Here is a 16,511-nt window from a genome sequence, read left to right as displayed (position 1 = left end):
GGCGCCACCTTCGACGGTCGGATCTACGCGGCCGCGGTGTACAACGGGATCGCCGGCACCCAGGTCGCGGCACCGGATTTCACCGCGCAGGACCCGGAAGACGACTCGTTCTCCGACAGTCACGGCCTCGTGTGGACGGTGCGCGGACAGGCAGCGCTCACCGACCCGTCCATCCTCGGTTCGGGAACGATCACCAAGTTCCTGCCGTCGTGGGATCGCACGACCCGGGACGCGCGGATGGAGATCACCGCGCTGGGGGCGCGTAGGTCGCTTGGTGTCGGCGACGAGCCGCTGCGGTCGTCGCTGTTCCGGGATCTGTCCGTGAAGGCCAACGTGGTGGCGTACTGGCCGATGGAGGACGCCGCAGGCTCGACCTCGCTGGCGTCGGGGATCCCGGGCCATCCGGCGATGTCGTTCGTCGGCGCGGTCAGCTTGGCCTCCTACGGCGGGTTCGCCGCGTCGCAGTCCATCCCGACCTTCTCCGCCCCGCCTGTCGATGCGTCGTATGCGACGGGCGAGATCCCCGCCTACAGCGGGGCCGCGGACCAGCGGACGATCGCACTGGTGCACGTCCCGTCGAGCGGCGTGTCCTCGTCGGAACGGTCACTGCTGGAGTTCGGGGCGACCGGCACAGCAGCGCGGTGGGTAGTCGAGGTGCTGCCCGGTGTGGGGAACCTGAAGGTGACCGCCTACAACGCGGCCGGCACCGAACTGTTCAACTCCGGCCCGCTCGGGTTCTCGGTCAACGGCCAACACATCATGGTGTCGCTGTGGCTGCAGCAATCCGGCGCGAACATCAACTGGCAGCTGGCCACATTCGACATCGCCGGCGCGGCCGGCTCCGCGAACGGGACGCTGGCCAGTAACACCTACGGCCGGTTCACCTACGGCACGGCGGGCCCGAGTTTCGACCTTGCCGGTACCGCGATCGGCCACCTCGCGGTGATCAACGGAGACGTGAACAGCATCTGGGACCTGATCGGCCGGTCGCTTGTCGCGTGGACCGGTGAGACCGCCGGCAACCGCATAGCGCGGCTAGCCCGCGAAGCCGGCATCGGACTGCGCGTGGTCGCGGACCCGGCCGTCACCGAGGAACTCGGTCCACAGAAGACAACCGCGTTGATGTCCGCGTTGGACGCAGCCGTCGAGATCGATATGGGTTGGTACGGCGAGCGACGGGACCGACCGAGCCTGCTGTATCGGCCGCGTGTCGACATGTACAACCAGGATCCGGCGCTCACGCTGGACATGAGCGCCGGAGTGATCGCCAACCCGTTCCAGCCGCCGCTGGACGACACGCAGGTGCGTAACGACATCACGATCACGCGGGAGGGCGGGTCGAGCTACCGGGCCGTGCAGGAGACCGGCCCGAACAACATCCAGACCCGCAGGGACGACCCGCAAGGGATCGGCAGCCGCTACACCGACAGCAAGACGCTGAACCTCTACATCGACGGTCAGCTGCCGAACCAGACGTCCTGGCGACTGTTCCTGTCGACGGTGTCCGAGCATCGCGTCGCGGCGCTGGAGATCGAGATGAACCACCACCCGGAGCTGCAGCAGGCGGTGCTAAAGCTAGAGGGCGGCGACCTCGTCCGGATCACCAACCCGCCAGCAGGGCTGCCGCCAGGCCCGCTGGACCTGATCGCGGTGGGCTGGGCGCACACCATCACCGACCAGCAGTGGCGGGTGCGGATCATCTGCGCGCCGGGGTCGCCGTGGACGGTCGCGGCGGCTAGCGACGGCACCACCGACCGCCGTGCCCACGCCTATGGCTCCACGGTGGTCAGTGACTTCCACGCCGGCATCGACACCAGCCTCACTGTCGCCACCACCGCTGGCTATCCACGGTGGACCACCGATTCGGCCAACCTGCCGATGAAGATCGTGGCCAGCGGCGTGGTGCTGAACGTCACCGCGATCTCCTCAGCCACACCGCAGGTGTTCACCGTCTCCGCGACACCGGTGAACGGTGTCGTCAAGACCATCCCGGCCGGCGCCGCGGTGCAGGTGCTGCGGCCGATGCCAGTTCCCCTGTAGTCGAAGGAGGTACACCGTGCTCATCCCCGCTGGGACGTTGCTGACCGGCGATCTGCTGACTGCCGCCACGGGCAACGTGGTCGTCAAGAGCGGCACGCAGACCGTCACCTCCTCAACGACCCTGGTCGACGACAGCGAGCTGAAGCTGACGGTCCCGGCCATCACCGCGAAGTACCTGATGCTGGCATACCTGCTCTACGACGGCGCGCTGGATCCAGCCGGCGGTCTTAAAATGCAGTTCACCGGCCCTGGCACGATGACGTGGACGAACTTCGGCGCGAACATCAGTGCTCCGTCCGGGTACAACGTGGTGACCGAGCAGCTGTCCGCCGCCTCGCCTCGGGCTGTGCCCACGAACGCAGGTACCCAGATGTCCTGTTGTCCGATGGGCATCCTGTCGACGACCGGCTCCGGCGGCACGCTGCTACTGCGATGGGCACAGAACACATCGAACGCCACTGCCACCCGCGTCATGGCCAACTCCTTGCTGATGCTGGCGCGTGTCGCATGACCAGAGGAGGTGTAGGTGGGTGACGCAGCAACGCTCATCACCGCGATCGCAGGACTCATCACGGCCCTCACCGGGCTGGTCGGGGCGATCGTCGTGCTGGTCAAGGTGTCCAGGCGGGAGCCTCGGCGGGCCGCGCGCGGTGTCGCCGCGGAACTGGCCGAGGCCGCCGAGGACGGGGTGATCACCGTCGAGGAGCTCAAGCGGATCGCCGAGGGAGGGGACCATGACCGACGCCGAGATGGTTGAACGGGCGGCGACCGGGGCGCGTGACAGCCGCAGCCGAGTCTGGTTGCTGGTGTTCGCGGTCCTGTTCCTGGCCGGCCTGACCGCGCTCGCGATCGCGTTCTTCTCCTACCGGTCCACCACGTCTGGGCAGATCGACTCGCTCGCAGGGCAGGCATCCGCGAACGCGGCGGACGCGCGCGCGCTCGCAGACCAGGTGAAGCAGCTCGGCGCCGTGCCGGTCGTCGAGCCCGCACAACCAGGCGACCGTGGTCCGCAGGGCGAGCCGGGCCGTGACGGCGCACTCGGCCTGCCCGGGATGACAGGGCCAGCAGGACCAACGGGACCGGCAGGTCCAACCGGACCGACCGGTCCGGCTGGCGCCGATGGGGCTGCCGGCGAGCCAGGCCCCGCGGGCGCGCGAGGCGATCCGGGCCCGGCCGGCACCGACGGACAGCCAGGCGCCGACGGTGCGGACGGGCAGCCGCCGGCGAGCTGGACGTGGATCGACGCGGACGGCCGGACCCAGTCATGCACACGCGACGCCGACTCGCCGGACACCGCGCCGACCTACACGTGCACCGCCTCGCCACCGCCGGAGACCGTGCCAGGACTGCCGATCCGGATCGGAGGATGACCATGGCCACGCCGATCACGTTCGGCCTCGACCTCTCCCACCACCAAGACGCCGGCCTCGATCTCGCGCAGTGCAAGCGAGACGGCATCGGGTTCGTGTTCCTGAAGAGCAGCGAGGGCGCGTCGTTCGTGGACGCCGAGTTCGCCGCAAACCTGGCTGAGGCCCGCGCTGCCGGCCTGCTGGTCGCGGCCTACCACTACGTCCGCTCGAACGCGTCCGCGGCCGCCCAGGTGGCCAACGTGGCGCGCGCGGTGCCCCGCGACGTGCCGGTCATCCCCGACATCGAGGCCAACTCCGGCGGCGTGCCGCTGGCGCGCGAGTTCATCGACCGGCTCCGCGCGGCCGGCTACCGCGTGCCGCTCACCTACATCCCACGCTGGTACTGGCAACAGCTCGGCTCACCCTCGCTGGCCGGCCTGCCGCCGCTGTGGTCGTCCCGCTACCCCGACAACGTCGTCGGCTCACTGGCCGACGAGTGGGCCGACGTGCCGGCCGGCTACTGGGCCGGCTACGGCGGCCTGGACGTGGCCGTCCTGCAGTTCACCAGCTCGGTCCGGATCGCCGGCCACGCCCCGCTCGACGCCAACGCGTTCCGAGGCACACCCGGGCAGCTGGCCGCGTTGCTCGGCTACGACCAGGAGGAGGAAGACGTGAAGCCGTTCCAGGACCTGATGCTCGCCCGTGAGGCCGAAGGACAGCCGGGCAGCAGCTGGCCAAAGGTGTACGCCGGTAACGGTGTGACGTGTCGGCACGTGCAGAACGAGCTCGACCTGACGAACCTGCAGTTCCGGATCGAGCAGGCCGGCGGCGACCCGACCGTCCAGGAGGGCTGGGCGGCGGGCACGCTGCCGGGCGTGCTCGGCGTCGAGGTCGGCGCGCCGGCGCCGGTCGCGCTCGACGCCGGCGCGATCACCGCCATCGTCGACCAGCTCGTCGACCGGCTCGGCTCGCTGCGGTTCGAAGCCCAACCACCCGAAGGGAGCTGACACCCCCATGTCCAACCCCAACGACGCCTGGCCGCAACCCCGGCTCGTCGAGTCCGATCCGCCGCGGCGATCGATGTCCGACCGTCTGACGGCGTGGGTCCGGACCGTCGTGCCCACGCTGTGGGCCGCCGGCGTCGCCTGGCTGATCCGGCTCGGTCTGCCGCCGGCGGTCACCGACGCCGTGGCCGGCCTGGTCGACGTGCTCGTCGTGCCGGCCGCGCTCGCCGCGGTGTACGCGCTGCTGCGCTGGGTCGAGCCGCGGCTACCGGCATGGCTCGCTCGACTGCTGCTCGGCTCGACACGGCCACCCTCCTACCGCACCTGATCTGCCGCCGCCACCGGCGAAACGAAAGGCCCCCACGTCCTCACCGGACGTGGGGGCCTTTCGTCGTGCGTGCACACACAGGCTCCTGGAGATCGGGCTAGTCAAAGTCCTCAAGGTGCTTTGGGCACCCGTACGAGACGAACAGGTGCACAACCTTTGGAGTGGCCGCCTGGTAGATATCGGTCAGCGCGGTGATGAGTTCGTCTGTGGAATCACCACCGTCGAGGCGAGCGCATACCTCCTCGGCCAGCTCGTCAACCGCAGCAGGCGTGGCGGTCGAATCGTTCGGTCGAAGCGTCGAGTATTCGTTCATCAACGCAGCGCGCGAAATGGGCTTCGGCACGGCGGAGACCGTCGCCGCCGCGCTACCGCTGGCAGTCGCGTCGCCCATCAGGGTCGAAGTCACGATAAATGCACCGCCAACGACTACAGCCAGAGCTAGTAAGCCGCCGGCAATCCACAACCAGCGGTTGTTCTGACCCATCGATCTCCCTATCGCTAAAGGGGAAACGCTCGTCTCTGTGTCGGCTCGCCAGGGGCCGGCGTTACCGGTGACCACTTTTTGTCAAGAAGAGGACTGCCTCCAGCGACCCGGCGCTGGACGGTAGCTCGCCGCAGGGTTCAACTGGCCAGTGCGCGAGTCAGCTCTGCTCGGACCAGGTGTGGCTGCACGCGTTGCACGACCAGATCTCCCAGCCGTCGGCGTCGATCGGGCCCGCCCGCTGCACGTTCTGGCTCTGGCATTTCGGACACCGGGGGTTCCACTGGCTGTAGGTGTCTTTGCCCATGCCGCCGCCCTTAGGCGTCGGCCCGGGGGGTGAGGTCGGCGAGCACGGCGAGACAGTCCATGCACGGTGAACCGGTGGGCGCCATCACCTGGCCGAGCGAGACGGGATCGTGCGGGCACAGGGGCTCGGCCACCAGCTGTGTCGGCCCGTCGTAGCGCAGGCGGAACAGATGCGTGTGCTCGGGACTCGGCCGCAAGCTGCGCCAGAGCACCTCGATCTTCCCCCGGCCTCGACAGGTCGGGCACACACTGACCACCGCGGGACGCGAGCTGCCCTCGGCCACGTAGGCGAGCTTCCCGCGGCAGGCGGGGCAGGTCACGGTAGTGGAGTCCGGTGAGCCCATCGGGGACTCGTTGGGCTCACCGGAGTCGTGGGGAGCGGGGATCATCCGAGGCCACCTTCCCGGGCCTCGGCGGGCGCGTCACCGTCCTGGGGAGGAGACGTCGCGCCCGCCGAGGGGGCCGGAGCGGGGGACTCGCCGGGAGCCGCCCCGGCCCGATCAGGGTCGAGAGCATCGCTGACCTTCGGCATCTCTGATGGCTCAGTGATGGAAACGATGTTCTCGACCCCTGCCCGAGCCGCCTCATCTGCGGCTCGGGTATCGGCACCCCTCGGGGAGAGTCGGGTGCCGACGTTCTGCCGCTCCGCCTCGTGTTCGGCGACGCGGTTCAGCCAGATCATCGCGCCGTCCAGGAGCAGGACCACGGCGACGAAGCCCAAACAGATCAGCAGCGACTTCAGGGGTGGTTGTTCGTAACCGCTCCGCAGTGTCGCCATGCACAGAGCATCGGCCGGTCGAGACAGGACGGTCCAGTGGCCAAACTAGGGGCCACGGGCTCAGGCGTTGGTGGCCACCACATACACACGGGCGAACCAGGTGCCGATCTGCGCGGCGTGCAGGTGGCCGGCGACCGCGCGGTCACCCTCGACCCCCATGACCACGTGGACGTGCGGCTTGCCGTCGACGATCTCGCCGCTGCCGGTCATCTCGCCCGGCAGGTCGTAGTCGGTGATGACGTCCTTGGTCGCGTCGTCGGCCGGCATGGTCGACACGGTGAAGCTGTCCACGCCGCCGACCAGCGACACGATCGCTCCGTTGCGGACGCCCCGTTCGGCGAGCTGGTTGGTCAGATCTTGGATCAGCTCGCCGTCGAGGATCTCGATCACGTGCACGGGTTAGCTCCACTCAGGATCAGGCCGAACGTCCGCACGTTCTCCCGCACGGGGTCTCGGCGTAGCGCGGTGGTCAGCGCCTGTCGCGCTGCCGGGCTGCCATCCTGGCCCAGGAGACGCGCCGCGCACCACCGGGCGCCCGCGTCCCTCGGGTTGAGCACCTCGGCGGCCAACGCCTGCACCGTGTCACCGACCCGGCCGGTCAGCGCCTGCACGTAGCGGATCCGAGCCTGCTCGTCACGAGCCAGGGTGACCGCCACCTCGTCGAGCACGTCGACTTGGCTGGTGGTCTTGGCGAGGATGCCGGCCGCGTTGACTCGCAACACCGCGGTGTCACCGTCGGCCATCCATCGGGACAGCCGCATGAGACTGGCCCGGTCCGTTGTGGCCAGGCGCGAGACGGCCAGATCGGTGCGGTGGGTGGTCTGTACGTCGGTGAGGGGTCCCGGGTCTCCGCTGGCGATCGAGGCGACCAGCTCGGTGGCGGTGTCGGGGATGTCGAGCATGGTGGTTCCGGCTGCGAGCGCGGTCAGCCGGAAGAACTGTCGACGCTTCACCTCTTCGGCCTCCAGGGTGTGAGTCGGTACCTGTAAGGCCGTGGCGACGTGAGGTAGCCAGTACGTATTCGGGCTCCGCTTGCCGCGTTCCCATCGCGAGATGATCTCGCGGGTGACGGTGTCGCAGCCGCTGATCTTGCACAGCAGGTCGGCGAGTTGTCCCTGGGAGTGGCCGAGGCCCTCCCGCAACTCGCGGATCAGGTGCCCCAGCGCCCTTTTCGCATCATCGGGCATGCGGGTCTCTCTTCGCGGATCGACCTCTTCGCGTGCCCCCGGCCCGTCGACCGGGGGCGTTCCTCCGCGAAGAGGTACGTTGCCAGGCTACCTCGCCCGCCCCGGGTGGCTCATCAGCCGACCTTTCGCCTCCGGGGTCGTCGGCTCATCGGATCGCCTCGGCGAGCCATCCGCGGTACAGCGTGCTGGAGCCGTCCGCGTTCTCGGCGCCGACCACGACGTGCGCGACGCCGGGGAGCACCTCGACGGCGGCCGCGTAGGTCATGCCCAGCGGCGAGCCGGTCGGCGGGGTGAGCAGTGTCCCCGACGTCACCCAGTTCGCGCCGCCGTCCTTGTTGACGGCCATTTCGGCGGCCCGGGTGTCGGTGTCCCGGTAGATGGTGAGCATGGTGCCGCTGGCGTAGACGAGGGTGGTCGGCCGGCCGGTGGCGTGGCCGAGGATCTTGCGCGGCAGGGTCCAGTGGGCGCCGCCGTCGGTGCTCGAGGTGATGCCGACCGAGTCCCAGCTGCCGTAGCGGTGCAGCACGTGCAGCGTGCCGTCGCGGACGACGAGCCACGGCTCCTGGTAGTCGCGGCCGTCGGCGACCCCGTCCGCGATCCGGGTCGATGTCCAGCTGGCGCCGCCGTTGGTCGACCGGGCGAACCACACGGAGTCGCGGGCCTGGCCGGCGGCGTGGCCGTAGTAGACCGCGGCGACCGTGCCGTCGGGCAGTTCGACGACGGGCGCGGCGATGGCGGCGTAGGGCAGGGAGTCGATGCGCACCGGCGGCCGGTCGCCGCGCACGACGTAGGCGCCCTGGGCGGCGTTGCTCGCCGAGCCGGTGAAGTAGGTCAGCCACAGCTCGTCGTCGATCGCGCTCACCGACGGGTCGCGGTAGTCGGTGCCGCCGCCGAGGACGGCGTCGGGGTCGTGGTAGCTGAGGCCGGAGTCGAGGCTCGTGGCGATGACGATCTGGCCGTCGCGGCGGCCGACGTGGTCGCTGCCCTGTCGCCACGCCAGGTCGAGGGTGCGGCCGGGCGTGAAGGCCAGGCCGGGGAACGCCGCGTGGCTGCCGGCCGGGCTGAGTGCGACCGGGGTGAGCGGGGCCGTGAGGGTGACATCCGGCTTGATGGGGATGCCACGCGGCTGAGCGGCCGCGGCGCGTAGGGGCTGAACGTAGTCGCGCGATGGGGCGGCGACGATGGTTGCACTCGTGAACACGGCCGAGATCAGCACGAGGAGCGCGAGCGTAAGTGACCCATTTCTGGACCATTCGCGCTCACGGGTTCGGCGACCCGAGATCGAAAACGGCGCTGACCTGCGGCGGTGCGCCCCCGGCAGGACTCGAACCTGCGACCCAAAGCTTAGAAGGCTTCTGCTCTCTCCGCTGAGCTACGAGGGCATGAGGTGCCTATCCGCCGAAGACGGATTGGGCGTCCCTGAGGTCTGATCGTTCGCCGGGCCTCTGGCGTTTCTCGTTGTGACCAACTCGTCCAGAGGTCACACGACAGGGGCAGTCGAACCGCGCACCTGAAGTTCCACGTCGATGGTGACCGGCTCGCCTGGTCTGGCGCCGTTGAGCATGCGTAACGCCAGCTCACCGGCCTGTCTGCCCTTGGCGACGAGGTCCTGCCGCACCGTCGTCAGCGGCGGGTCGCTCCAGCTGGCGGCCGGCGTGTCATCGAATCCCACGATGGACACCTCCGCGGGCACCGCGAGCCCCAGCTCGTTCGCCGCGCGGATGGCGCCCAGTGCCAGCTCGTCGGACATGCACAGCACCGCGGTCGGTCTCGGCTCGCGTCCGAGCAACCATCTGGCACCCTCTCTGCCCAACTCCCGGACACTCCCGGGTGCCTCCCAGATCGGCACCTCATCGGCGACGATACCGTGCTCCGCCAGGCCTTCCAGGTAACCGGCAATCCGGTCGAGGGACACCTGGAAGTGTGCGGTCGCAAGTCTGTGTGGTCCGATCGGCCCACGGGTGCCGTCCGCGCTCATGCCGAACGCCAGGATGCCGACCCGCCGGTGTCCGAGCGACGCGACGTGCCGGCCCGCGAGCCGCGCGCCACCCACGTCGTCCACCCGCACCCGTGCCGACGCCGGCACGTCCGGCTGGTCCACCACGACGAGCGGCAGCCCGCGCTCCCGCACCGCGTCCAGCGCCGGCGCGTTGTCCGGCAGCGAGTACGCGACCACCACGTCCGTCTGGGCCCGCATCACGGCCCGCGCGCGCGGGCCGCCGTCGTTGGTCCCCGGTAGGAGCAGCAGCGACCGCTCCTCGTTGTCCACTGTGGACGACAGGGCGTCGAGCATGATCGACAGCGCCGGGTCGGAGAACGCCGAGGACAGCCCGTCGCACAGCATGAACGCGACCGAGCCCGCCTGTTTGGTCGCCAGGCTGCGCGCCACCGGGTCCGGGCCGGCGTAGCCGAGCTGCTTGGCGGTCGCGATGATGCGCTCCCGCAGCGCGGTCGACAGCTGGTCCGGCCGGTTGTAGGCGTTGGACACCGTTGCCCGGGAGACGCCGACGCGCTGGGCGATGGTGTCCAGCGTGGGGCGGCGCCCCCGGTCCTGGGTCACCGGCCAAGCCTACGACCTGGTGCGATGGCAAAGGAATGGCGTTCTCTGAAGCGCTTCAGTAGCCTGGATGCATGACCAGGGGAGCACAGGTGCGTTCGGGGCGGCTTTCCGTGTTCGTCGTCTTCGCGCTCAACGGCATCGTCATCGGCTCGTGGGCGCCCCGCATGCCCGCGCTCGCCGCGCAGATCGGCGCGAACCCCGGCGTGCTCGGGTTGGCCCTGCTCGGCGGCAGTGTCGGCATGATCGCGACGGCCTCCGTGGCCGGCCGCCTGTGCGCCCGCTTCGGCGCGCCGGTGGTCGTGGCCACCTCGGCGCTCACCGCCGCCGCGGTGGTCGTACTGCTGGCGGTGGTCGCCACACCGCTGCAGCTCGGCCTCGCGCTGGTGCTCCTCGGTGGGTCGGTCGGCCCACTGGACGTGGCGATGAACGTCGCCGCGGTCACCGTCATCCGACGCACCGAGCGGCCGCTCATGCCGGTCTTCCACGCCGGCTTCAGCTTCGGCGCGCTGGCCGGCTCGTTGGGCGCCGCCTTCGCCGCGGGGCACGGCCTCGGCCTGGTCCCGCACTTCCTGCTCGTCGCCGGGGTGACGGTGCTCGTCACCGTCGGGGTGATCCGCTTCGTGCCGCGTGAGGCGCGGGTGACCAGCACGGAGGCACACCACGGACCCGACCGCCGCATGATGCGCAGGCCGGTGCTCTGGCTGCTCGGCCTCATCGCGTTGTTATCGGCGATCGTCGAGGGCGCGAGCGGCGACTGGTCGGCGTTGTTCTCGGTCCGCGAACGCGGCCTGTCGGAGGCGGCCGGCGCCGTCACCTTCTCCGTGTTCTGTGTCGCGATGGGTCTCGTCCGGCTGTTCGGCGAGCAGATCGAGCGCTGGTTCGGCGCGGTGAAGGTACTGGTCGGCGGCGCGCTGACCACCGGGTTCGGTCTGCTGATGACCGCTGTCGTGCCGGCCGGCTGGCTCGCGTACGTCGGGTTCGGGCTGGCCGGCGCCGGGCTCGCGTTCGCGTTCCCGGTCGCGCTCGACCTCGCCGGCGCGGTCGGCAGACGCGCCGACGGCACCGGCGGCGAGCGCGAGATCGGGTTCGTCACGACCATCGCCTACTCGGGCTTCCTCCTCGGCCCGCCCATGATCGGCGGCGTCGCCCAGCTGACCAACCTGGAGTTCGCGATCGGGTTCGCCGGAGCCGTCGCGGTGCTCATCGCACCCGCCGCTCTCGGTGCCGCTACCGCGCGTAGGCGTGAGGAGGAGAAAACCACCCGAGAGAGGCAGGAGACCATCGCCGTTACGGGTTAACTACCCTCAGGGCGTGTCAGTAGACAGCCCGCCGAGACGGAGTCCGAGCGTCCTCCCTCTCGTCGTCATCGCCACGCCGTTCGCGGCACTGGTCGCCGTCGTGCTGCTGAGTTACTCCACGGCGGACGCGACCCTGGACGTCAAGCTCGGCGCCGTGGTGCGGGTCTGCGCGGACGCGGGCGCCGTGCTGACCGTCGGCGCGCTGCTGTTCGCCGGGTTCCTGGTCGGCCCGCAGAAGTCGGGCACGCTCGCCGCGGGCGGGTACGGGGCATTGCGGACCGCCGCCTGGTCGGCACTGCTGTGGGCCGTGGCCGCGTTCGCGTCGGTGCCGTTCCTGACCGCCGACGCGACCGCCACGACGGCCGCGAAGATGATCGGCGACCCCAGCCAGATGTGGGAGGTCGTCGGCGTACTGGAGCAGGCGAAGGCCTGGCTGATCACCGCGGGGATCGCGCTGTTCATCTCCGTGGCCGCGTTCGTCGTGCTGTCGTGGGGCTGGACGACCGTGCTGTTCGGCCTCGCGGTGTTCGCGGTCCTGCCGGTGCCGATGACCGGGCACTCCTCGTCCGGCGGCCAGCACGACCTGGCGAGCAACAGCCTGGTGTTCCACCTGGTCGGCGCGTCGCTGTGGGTGGGCGGGCTGGTCGCGCTGATGGTGTTCGCGAGCCGGGTCCCGCGTGGCGAGGCGCTGCGGGTCGCGGCGACCCGGTTCTCCGCGGTCGCGCTCGTCTGCTGGATCGTCATGGCCGCGTCGGGCGTGCTCAACGCCTGGGTGCGGGTGCCGGTCCGGGAGCTGTTCAACTACTCCTACGGCCTGCTGGTGGTCGCCAAGGTCGTCGCGTTGCTGCTGCTCGGCCTGTTCGGCTACATCCACCGCAAGCGCAGCATCGCGGCCATCCAGGAGGGGCGGTCCGGCAACCTGCTGGTCCGGCTCGCCGCGGTCGAGGTGCTGGTCATGTTCGCGACCATCGGCATCGCGGTCGCGCTCGCCAGGACGCCACCGCCGCCGCTGCAGTACCTGCCGGGCCAGGTCGAGCTGGAGCTGGGTTACCCGATCGGCGAGCCGCCGACGCTGTTGAACCTGCTGACCGCGTGGCGGTTCGACCTGATCTTCGGCACGCTCGCGATCGTCCTGGCCGTCCTGTACCTGCTGGGCGTGCGCAAGCTCCTGGCCAGGGGGGACGCCTGGCCGATGGGCCGCGTCGTCGCGTGGCTCGCCGGCTGCGCGGTGCTCCTGTTCGCGACGTCGTCGGGCATCGGCCGGTACGCGCCCGCCATGTTCAGCGTGCACATGGAGACGCACATGATGCTGTCCATGCTGGCGCCGGTGCTGCTGGTGCTGGGCGGGCCGGTCACGCTCGCGCTGCGTGCGCTGCCGGTGGCCGGCAAGGACGGGATCCCCGGTCCGCGTGAGTGGCTGCTCGCGCTGGTCCGCTCGCCGCTGTCGAAGTTCCTGACCAACCCGATCGTGGCGCTGGTGCTGTTCGTCGGGTCGTTCTACCTGCTGTACTTCTCCGGCCTGTTCGACTGGGCGCTGGACAAGCACTGGGCGCACCTGCTGATGAACGCCCACTTCCTGATGGTCGGCTACATCTTCTACTGGCCGGTGATCGGCATCGACCCGTCGCCGCGCCGGATGCCGCACATCGCCCGGCTCGGCATGGTCTTCGCGTCGCTGCCGTTCCACGCGTTCTTCGGCGTGATCCTGATGAGCATGCAGACGGTCATCGGCGAGCGGTTCTACCAGCTGCTCGCCCTGCCGTGGAACGCCGACCTGCTGTCCGACCAGCGGCTCGGCGGTGGGATCGCGTGGGCCGCCGGCGAGCTGCCGCTGCTGATCGTGCTGGTCGCGCTGCTGGTCCAGTGGGCGCGGGCGGACGACCGCGAGGCCCGGCGGCAGGACCGCCGGGCCGACGCTGAGGGCGACACCGATCGTGAGGCGTACAACGAGATGCTGAAGAAGCTCTCCGACCGTTCCTGAGCTCCTAGGTCGCGAGCGGCCGCCGGAAGCCGCGGACCGCCGCCCAGACACCCACGACCAGCAGCCCGATGCTCGCGGCGAGCGCGCCGACGACCCCGTTGCCGACCGGCATGTCCAGCGCGAGGTTGCGGGACGCGTCGACCGCGTAGGTGAGCGGGTTGATCGTGGCGACCACGCGCAGCCAGACCGGCAGCCCGTCGATCGGCACGAACGCGCTGGAGGCGAACATCAGCGGGAACATCGCCAGGAAGCCCACGGACTGCATGGACTCCGCGTTGCGGACCCAGGCCCCGACCGCGAGGAAGACCCACGACAGGGCCCAGCTCACGGACAGTGCCAGCAGGAACGCCGGCAGCACGCCGAGCAGTCCGCCCGCCGGCGAGAAGTCGAACAGCACCGTGGCGGCGACCAGCAGGATGATCAGCTGGACCGCGGTGCGGACCAGGTCGGACAGGCTGCGTGCGACCAGCACCGAGACGTTGCTGACGGGCAGTGACCGCAGTCGGCCGAGCACGCCGTTCTTCATGTCCGTCACCAGCCCGATGCCGGACTGGAGTGCCGCGCCGACACCGCTGGTGACGAGGATCGCCGGCATCAGGTAGTTGATGTAGGTGACGCCCGCGGGGAAGTTCGCCCCGCCGGCCATGCTGCCGAAGACCTGGCTGAACAGCAGCAGCATGATGAGCGGCTGCAGGAGGCTGAGGATCAACAGTTTTGGATCGTTCACCAGGGCACGTAACGAGCGGCCGGTGAGGATCGAGATCTGGTTGACGAGGCCCGTGCCCCGCCAGCGGGGGAGTGCTTGCGTTGGTGCGATGGTCATCGTGGTCATGGCTGGCTCCTTCAGGCGGCCTTGTTCTTGGCGAGGTTGAGGTAGACGTCGTCGAGGCTGGGCTCGGTCAGTGCCAGCTCGGCCACCTCGACACGAGCCTCGTCGAGCGCCCGGACGACGAGCGCGAGGTCGGCGGAGGCGCCGACGGGCGTGCGCAGCTCGCCCTTGGCCTCGTCGAGCACCGGCGCGAGGCCGTGCTTCTCGAGGGTGACGACGGCGGCCGGGGCGTCCTGCGGCGTCGTGAGCGTGACGTGCACGGCCCGCATGCCGACCTGGGACTTCAGCTCGGCGGCCGTGCCCGTCGCGACGATCTTGCCGGCGGACATCACGGTGATGCGGTCGGCGAGCCGGTCGGCCTCGTCGAGGTACTGGGTGGTGAGCAACACGGTCGTACCGTCACCGACCAGCCCCTCCACGACCTCCCACAGCCCGATCCGGCTGGCCGGGTCGAGCCCGGTGGTCGGCTCGTCGAGGAAGATCACGTCCGGCCGTCCGACGAGGCTCGCGGCCAGGTCGAGCCGCCTGCGCATGCCGCCCGAGTAGGTCTTGGCGGCGCGCCTCGCCGCGTCGGTGAGGTCGAAGAGGTCGAGCAGCTCGTCCGCCCTGACCCGGGCCTCGCGCCGGCCCGCGCCGAGCAGGCGGGCGATGAGTACCAGGTTGTCGACCCCGGAGAGCTGCTCGTCGACGGAGGCGAACTGGCCGGTGAGGCCGATCCGCCCGCGCACCTCGTCCCCCTGGTGGGCGACGTCGAACCCGGCGACCTTGGCGGTGCCGCTGGTGGGCGGCAGCACGGTGGTCAGGATGTTGACCAGGGTGGTCTTGCCTGCGCCGTTGTGGCCCAGCAGGCCAAGGACGGTCCCGTGCGGCACCTCGATGCTCACACCGTCCAGCGCGGTGACCGCGCCGAAGGTCCTGGTGACGTCGGTTGCCTCGATCATGATGTCGGTCATCTGTGGTTCCCCTCTTCTTCTCTGTCCGTGACCCCGTGCAGGAACAGGTCGACGATCTCGGCGGGGTCCTCGATGGACTCGCCGAACCCGGTGGCACGCAGGCGGTTGCTGAACACGAGGCTGAGCAACATCCGCACGGCCCGCTCCGCGCCGATGCGGAGGTTGTCGGTGGACTCGTCGAACAGCCCCGTCATGGCCTCGGAGACCCGGATGAACTCGGGCGGCGGACCTGGCTCGCGGGGCTTCTCGTCGTCCCCGTGCATGCGCTGCTGCATGGCGTCCGGCCCCAACCCCGCGGACCGCAGCGCCTGCCCGACACCCCAGACCCGGTCCAGGTAGCCGCTGACCGCGCGGACGCCTTCGGTGAGCCGGTCCTGGAGCGGCGCGTCGAGCCCGATCGCGGCGATCCTGGCGACCTCCTCCTCGGAGTTCATCCCGGCCTTCATGCAGGCGAGCAGGAGTTCCTGCTTGTCCTTGAAGGCGCGGAAGACCGTGCCCTCGGCGATGCCGGCGGCCGCCGCGATCTGACTCGTGGAGACGGTGCCGCCGTGCTCGATCAGGAGGGGGAGCGTGCTGCGCACGATCGCCGCCCGCCGCTCCTCCTGGCTCATCGCCGGCGCTCGCCGCCGCTTTTCGTCCTCGACCATGGGGCCAACTATATGAGTGAGAACTCACTCACGTCAATGAGTGAGAACTCACTCATGTGTGTGTCGCGTACCACACGACACCGACAACCCGCGCCCACAACCCGCCGTTCGCGGGGGGTCTGTCCACAGCCCAGGCACTTGTCCACAACTCGGCGGTAGGTACCGACCTGCTCGCCGAATCCCCGGCATCGTGGACGCCGACAGAGCTCACGACGAAAGGAACCGACATGAGCGTCAACACGACCGTGATCACCGCCGTCGGCCGGGTGGTCTCCGATGTCACCACCCGCGTCGTCCCGACGGGCGCCAAGGTGGCCAACTTCCGCATCGCTTGCCAGGAACGCGTCTTCGACAAGGCGCAGGAGACGTGGGTGGACGGCGACCGCATCTACATGCGGGTCGCGTGCTGGCGAAAACTCGCCGACAACGTCACCGACTGCCTGCGCCAGGGAGACCAGGTGATGGTCAAGGGCCGCCTGCGAATCCGCGACTACGAGCCCGAGGAGGGCGAACGCCGCACCGTGGCGGAGATCGACGCGTGGTCCGTCGGCCCGGACCTGGCGCTCCACACCGTCGCGGTCAGCCGTCCCGACTGGGCCGTGTCGCCGAACCAGCAAAGGTTGCTGGACCCACCCGGCCAGCTGGCCAGAGAAGATCCCGCCGAGGCTGGCCTCGTCGAGGAGGCCGCCTAGTGTCCCGCGCCGGAAATGCGGTGATTAAGTCGGTGGATCCAGGTTTCTGCTGGCAAGGCGCCGGTTCGTCCTCGTACT

At 70.0% G+C, this 16,511-nt stretch carries 20 protein-coding genes and 1 tRNA gene; 9 read left to right on the top strand and 12 right to left on the bottom strand.

Annotation, left to right across the window (positions count from 1 at the left end; all coding sequences use genetic code 11):
• From VET29_RS05520 to VET29_RS05495, 6 genes are all read left to right on the top strand, one after another.
• Positions 1 to 2,040, top strand: a 2,040-nt coding sequence (locus VET29_RS05520; protein WP_324915490.1) for a hypothetical protein, incomplete at its 5' end; no start/stop codon positions are given.
• 16 nt (positions 2,041 to 2,056) lie between these two features.
• On the top strand, positions 2,057 to 2,551 hold the full coding sequence (locus VET29_RS05515; protein ID WP_324915488.1) for a hypothetical protein: 495 nt from the start codon (positions 2,057 to 2,059) through the stop codon (positions 2,549 to 2,551).
• A 15-nt stretch (positions 2,552 to 2,566) separates the two neighbouring features.
• Complete coding sequence (locus VET29_RS05510; protein WP_324915486.1) at positions 2,567 to 2,797, top strand: hypothetical protein; 231 nt, start codon at positions 2,567 to 2,569, stop codon at positions 2,795 to 2,797.
• On the top strand, positions 2,775 to 3,410 hold the full coding sequence (locus VET29_RS05505; protein ID WP_324915484.1) for a hypothetical protein: 636 nt from the start codon (positions 2,775 to 2,777) through the stop codon (positions 3,408 to 3,410). Before VET29_RS05510 ends, VET29_RS05505 begins: the two co-directional genes overlap by 23 nt.
• A gap of 2 nt (positions 3,411 to 3,412) precedes the next feature.
• Positions 3,413 to 4,396: a glycoside hydrolase family 25 protein gene (locus VET29_RS05500; RefSeq protein ID WP_324915482.1), complete on the top strand. Its 984-nt coding sequence runs from the start codon at positions 3,413 to 3,415 to the stop codon at positions 4,394 to 4,396.
• 7 nt (positions 4,397 to 4,403) lie between these two features.
• Positions 4,404 to 4,721 (top strand): hypothetical protein, encoded by a 318-nt coding sequence (locus tag VET29_RS05495; protein WP_324915480.1) that lies wholly within the window; start codon positions 4,404 to 4,406, stop codon positions 4,719 to 4,721.
• 97 nt (positions 4,722 to 4,818) lie between these two features.
• On the opposite strand, the gene VET29_RS05490 is transcribed toward VET29_RS05495, so the two are convergent.
• From VET29_RS05490 to VET29_RS05450, 9 genes are all read right to left on the bottom strand, one after another.
• Positions 4,819 to 5,205, bottom strand: coding sequence for a hypothetical protein (locus tag VET29_RS05490; RefSeq protein ID WP_324915478.1), 387 nt, complete (start codon positions 5,203 to 5,205; stop codon positions 4,819 to 4,821).
• Between the two features lie 157 nt (positions 5,206 to 5,362).
• Positions 5,363 to 5,509 (bottom strand): hypothetical protein, encoded by a 147-nt coding sequence (locus VET29_RS05485; RefSeq protein WP_324915476.1) that lies wholly within the window; start codon positions 5,507 to 5,509, stop codon positions 5,363 to 5,365.
• 10 nt (positions 5,510 to 5,519) lie between these two features.
• Positions 5,520 to 5,897: a hypothetical protein gene (locus VET29_RS05480; protein WP_324915474.1), complete on the bottom strand. Its 378-nt coding sequence runs from the start codon at positions 5,895 to 5,897 to the stop codon at positions 5,520 to 5,522.
• Entirely contained in the window at positions 5,894 to 6,286 is a 393-nt protein-coding gene (locus VET29_RS05475) for a hypothetical protein (RefSeq protein ID WP_324915472.1), read from the bottom strand. Before VET29_RS05475 ends, VET29_RS05480 begins: the two co-directional genes overlap by 4 nt.
• A 60-nt stretch (positions 6,287 to 6,346) precedes the next feature.
• Positions 6,347 to 6,682 carry a PCC domain-containing protein gene (locus tag VET29_RS05470; RefSeq protein WP_324915470.1) on the bottom strand — a complete coding sequence of 112 codons (336 nt, stop codon included), beginning with the start codon at positions 6,680 to 6,682 and terminating at the stop codon, positions 6,347 to 6,349.
• Entirely contained in the window at positions 6,673 to 7,473 is an 801-nt protein-coding gene (locus VET29_RS05465) for a helix-turn-helix transcriptional regulator (RefSeq protein WP_324915469.1), read from the bottom strand. Before VET29_RS05465 ends, VET29_RS05470 begins: the two co-directional genes overlap by 10 nt.
• 145 nt (positions 7,474 to 7,618) lie before the next feature.
• Positions 7,619 to 8,674: a sialidase family protein gene (locus tag VET29_RS05460; protein ID WP_324915466.1), complete on the bottom strand. Its 1,056-nt coding sequence runs from the start codon at positions 8,672 to 8,674 to the stop codon at positions 7,619 to 7,621.
• 108 nt (positions 8,675 to 8,782) lie between these two features.
• A tRNA-Arg gene (locus VET29_RS05455) sits at positions 8,783 to 8,855 on the bottom strand.
• A gap of 98 nt (positions 8,856 to 8,953) precedes the next feature.
• A complete protein-coding gene (locus tag VET29_RS05450) occupies positions 8,954 to 10,033 on the bottom strand; it encodes a LacI family DNA-binding transcriptional regulator (protein WP_324915464.1) in 1,080 nt (359 codons plus the stop codon).
• Positions 10,034 to 10,104: 71 nt separating this feature from the next.
• On the opposite strand from VET29_RS05450, the gene VET29_RS05445 reads away from it, so the two are divergent.
• A complete protein-coding gene (locus VET29_RS05445) occupies positions 10,105 to 11,331 on the top strand; it encodes an MFS transporter (protein WP_324915462.1) in 1,227 nt (408 codons plus the stop codon).
• A gap of 13 nt (positions 11,332 to 11,344) precedes the next feature.
• Positions 11,345 to 13,312, top strand: a complete 1,968-nt coding sequence (locus tag VET29_RS05440; RefSeq protein WP_324915460.1) for a cytochrome c oxidase assembly protein — start codon at positions 11,345 to 11,347, stop codon at positions 13,310 to 13,312.
• A gap of 4 nt (positions 13,313 to 13,316) precedes the next feature.
• On the opposite strand, the gene VET29_RS05435 is transcribed toward VET29_RS05440, so the two are convergent.
• From VET29_RS05435 to VET29_RS05425, 3 genes are read right to left on the bottom strand one after another with little or no spacing between them, the layout of a single operon-like run.
• On the bottom strand, positions 13,317 to 14,144 hold the full coding sequence (locus VET29_RS05435) for an ABC transporter permease (RefSeq protein ID WP_324915458.1): 828 nt from the start codon (positions 14,142 to 14,144) through the stop codon (positions 13,317 to 13,319).
• Between the two features lie 11 nt (positions 14,145 to 14,155).
• Positions 14,156 to 15,094 carry an ATP-binding cassette domain-containing protein gene (locus VET29_RS05430; RefSeq protein WP_324915456.1) on the bottom strand — a complete coding sequence of 313 codons (939 nt, stop codon included), beginning with the start codon at positions 15,092 to 15,094 and terminating at the stop codon, positions 14,156 to 14,158.
• The gene (locus VET29_RS05425) at positions 15,091 to 15,741 is read right to left on the bottom strand and encodes a TetR/AcrR family transcriptional regulator (protein ID WP_324915454.1); all 651 of its coding nucleotides are present in this window, start codon (positions 15,739 to 15,741) and stop codon (positions 15,091 to 15,093) included. Before VET29_RS05425 ends, VET29_RS05430 begins: the two co-directional genes overlap by 4 nt.
• Positions 15,742 to 15,968: 227 nt before the next feature.
• On the opposite strand from VET29_RS05425, the gene ssb reads away from it, so the two are divergent.
• Positions 15,969 to 16,433: a single-stranded DNA-binding protein gene (gene ssb, locus VET29_RS05420; RefSeq protein ID WP_324915451.1), complete on the top strand. Its 465-nt coding sequence runs from the start codon at positions 15,969 to 15,971 to the stop codon at positions 16,431 to 16,433.
• Positions 16,434 to 16,511 lie beyond the last annotated feature (78 nt).

Origin of the sequence: Actinophytocola sp., assembly GCF_035634895.1 — a bacterium.
In the GTDB taxonomy this organism is placed as follows: Bacteria; Actinomycetota; Actinomycetes; order Mycobacteriales; family Pseudonocardiaceae; genus Actinophytocola.
Note: the sequence above shows the minus strand (reverse complement) of the source record. Positions and strands in the feature narration are given on the sequence as shown.